The sequence below is a fragment of the Photobacterium chitinilyticum genome (genome assembly GCF_004104355.1).
GTDB classification, from domain to species: Bacteria; Pseudomonadota; Gammaproteobacteria; order Enterobacterales; family Vibrionaceae; genus Photobacterium; species Photobacterium chitinilyticum.
Genome location: NZ_RJLM01000082.1, coordinates 1 through 1006, shown reverse-complemented (window position 1 = coordinate 1006; position 1006 = coordinate 1). Strand labels below are relative to the sequence as shown.

The 1006-nt window shown below is 43.0% G+C and carries 1 protein-coding gene; it reads right to left on the bottom strand.

Annotated elements, in window-relative coordinates:
• Positions 1–391: 391 nt before the first annotated feature.
• Positions 392–820 carry a hypothetical protein gene (locus EDI28_RS25890; protein WP_128786693.1) on the bottom strand — a complete coding sequence of 143 codons (429 nt, stop codon included), beginning with the start codon at positions 818–820 and terminating at the stop codon, positions 392–394.
• Between the last annotated feature and the right edge of the window lie 186 nt (positions 821–1006).

Here is a 1006-nt window from a genome sequence, read left to right as displayed (position 1 = left end):
TCTGATAATTCCGATTCACTTTCAACGATTTGAGCCAGAGAAACCTGCATGACAACCTGATGCGGAGAAGCTTGGCTGCTTCGCCAAACCAATAGGCAAAGAGATGCGCCAACACTTTCACAGCAAAGTAACGTTGAAATTATGATATCGAATTGCCAGAATCAAAGGCAGCAGAGAAGACAACAACAAGCCTGTCTGAAGACTTTCAGGCAGCCTTTCGGCAAACGAATGACCAGAGAAATAGTGGAAATGAGCGATGAACTCTCTACCATTGAAAATCTTGGCTCTAGGTGCATAACGCCAGCAATAAGGTGTGCCCCACCGAACCAGCAAAGCGCACCGAACTCCTTACCAAAACCGCCGAGTGTAACGCATCACCTTGATTGCCTTGTTAGCTGCCCAGCACAAACAACTTATTAAGCTCACGCTTTAACATTGGTACTTCAAGCCAGAAAGAAACCATCAGTAAAGCGTAGCCAGCCAATATTAATCCGATAAAGAAAGGTAAAGCTGCAAATACTCCACTAAAAAGAGCATCTACCATTCCTGATATCAAAGAGCCAAACCAAAAGAACATGAACCCTAACCCAACAGCTCCTGGACGAACGATTACCCTTACCCCCTGACCATTTGTTTCCATAGCTAAGTAATGGCAAATTGCGACAGGCCGAAATGGATTAGACAGCCAGAATTTACGCTGTAATTTTAGAAAACCTTTCGCATATCTACCTTCTAGCTTGGATTCTTTTATCCGCTTCCCTAAACTTGGTTCGTCTAGGGATACTTTTAGTTCCTCTTCAAAGTAAGGAATATATTTCATTTAGTTATCATCCCTATAAATGAGACCTCGTAAGCAGCTAACGCCTGGGATAAGGTGCGCCACGGTAAACTCACCAAACCCACTAAACTCCAAACCAAAAATGCCGAGTCAAACAAGTCACCTTGATACCTTTGTTATGCAACTCCATCCATTAATACGATAATACTTGGTCGAAAATCTTTCCAC

Excerpts from the sequence above, each read along its gene's own strand:
- EDI28_RS25890 (WP_128786693.1), bottom strand. The coding sequence starts at position 820 with ATGAAATATATTCCTTACTTTGAAGAGGAACTAAAAGTATCCCTAGAC.